The 2042-nt window shown below is 32.7% G+C and carries 1 protein-coding gene; it reads right to left on the minus strand.

Annotated elements, in window-relative coordinates; genetic code table 11:
- Nucleotides 1-212: 212 nt before the first annotated feature.
- Nucleotides 213-1871 carry an IS1634 family transposase gene (locus tag IQ228_RS25235; RefSeq protein ID WP_193964882.1) on the minus strand — a complete coding sequence of 553 codons (1659 nt, stop codon included), beginning with the start codon at nt 1869-1871 and terminating at the stop codon, nt 213-215.
- Between the last annotated feature and the right edge of the window lie 171 nt (nt 1872-2042).

The following is a 2042-nucleotide window of genomic DNA, read 5'->3' on the forward strand; positions in this document are numbered from 1 at the left end:
GCATCAAAACCCATTGTCAATAAGGAGCAACAAGAATGAACACCACCCAGAGGGAGAAAAAGATAAATAAATGAAGATATTCAAGATACAGATTATAAGTTAGACTAATAAATTGAAGTAAAAAACGAAATTATAGACATAGTAAAATAGAGCAATAAATCAAACAGATTAGCTCCTAAATCTGATATTAATTAAATTAATGGAGAGAAGAATTAAGTGGCTAATTGATAGTAATGAAAACAATCATCTGGTAAAAGATTCAGAATAAAATCCCTATCTTGAGTCCAATTAGAGACGTGTTGTTCGTTGTTATATTCAACTAAATGAATACACTGAAAGCATTGAAAAATCCAGCGTAAAGTAGGACGGTCAGTTGCTTTACCTAATTGATTTTTAATTGTTGATTTAGAATCTTTCAGAGCATTTCTAATTTGACGTTGAGCCAAAGTATAAACCAGTAGACATAAACCCATAATCATTCCCAGAGACTCTATTCTCTCAGGACTTTTGAGAAAAATACTGTCTGCAAAAAATAATGGGTCTTTAAGAAAACCGAACCCCCGCTCACAAGACTGTTGAGCTTTATATTCACTCAGCATGGAATCATTGCTAAGTTCATTTGAATCTAAAACATTCGTAGCAATAATAAAACGTCCTGCACTCAGCAATTCTGTATTAATTTTACTTTCATTTTCGGAAACTGTAGCTGATATTTGGTAAGATATTTCTTCTGAAGAATCTTTTGTCTTAAATTTGATTTGAGTAACCAAAATTTCGTTAATTTGATGATATTTGAATTGTTTTGATAATTTTGATAATGCCTTGATAGCATCAGCCTCACAAGCAAATCTCTCTTGTGATAACTTTTTCAAATCTTTCACAGCTTTTGATTCTGCTTTGGTAATTTTTTGTCTGAGCTTACGCAGGTCTGATTCTCTTCTTTCTTGACTTTGCACTACTAACCATCTTTGTTCTATCCCTGCATAATTTTCGGTTTTTGATGCTAATTTATATCCTGGTATTGTACTATCAATAAATTCTGATTCTGGTAATGTTGATATTAATGATTTTGCTGCTTTTATGCTTAATGGTACTCGACATAACCAACGTAATTCTGACATCATTTTCAGGTTTGATTCTGTATATAAAGCAGCGTCAGCAACGATGAGACTATTAACTTCTAATTGTTTTTGATATTCTACTGCTATTTGACCAAAGCATGATGAATCTGTTTGGTTTCCTGATGCTAGTTTTAAAAATATTGGTATGTCTCCATCTCCTGAACATATCATTTCTATGATGAATTGTTTTAAATCTGGTCTATGGTCACGGGAATAACCGTAGGTGATGGTTATCTCTTTTGGTGATTTTACTGCTAATTCTTCTAATTCTTGGTTATTTCCTACTTTTTGATTCTCAAATATTACTTCTGGTAAACTTGTATTATATTGCCCATGCACGTGTATTGATGATGAGTCTAAATGCGACGTTGACAGTGATACTCCAAATTTTTGTGCTGCTTTTAAGGCTATGATAAAAAATAGTGTATCCAATCCTTTGATAAATAGTTTATCCATAACTCTCCCCAGTTTATCGTCGTTGAGATATTCTGGTTTTACTCCTGCTCCTATTAGATGTTCACAGGCGATTGTTTCAAAATATTGGGGAAACATATATAAGGGTTTCGATACAAATCCTAACCCGTTTATTATCATGGCTTTTACTACTTGACCTGCACTTACTTTCTCGTCTTTTTCAACTCCTATTAATTCATTTATTATTTCTACTATTCCGATTGAATCTATCATCCCTGCTACTATCCCTAGATGATCTATGTTTTGAATTTCTATTTCTTGGGGTTTTAATTTCACAACAGATTCCTCTACTTGTTCTATTGTGATTCTCTCATTTCTTGCTTTTGTGAACAATTAATTTTTTAATCATATCGAATTTTCTCTTTCTTTCAGTCCCGTTACGAAGTTCCACTTTCTCACTCCATGCCCAGCTTAATGCTACTTACTATCATTAAGCCTCTTACCCTT

The sequence above is a fragment of the Dolichospermum sp. LEGE 00246 genome (genome assembly GCF_015207865.1).
Classification (GTDB): domain Bacteria; phylum Cyanobacteriota; class Cyanobacteriia; order Cyanobacteriales; family Nostocaceae; genus Dolichospermum; species Dolichospermum heterosporum.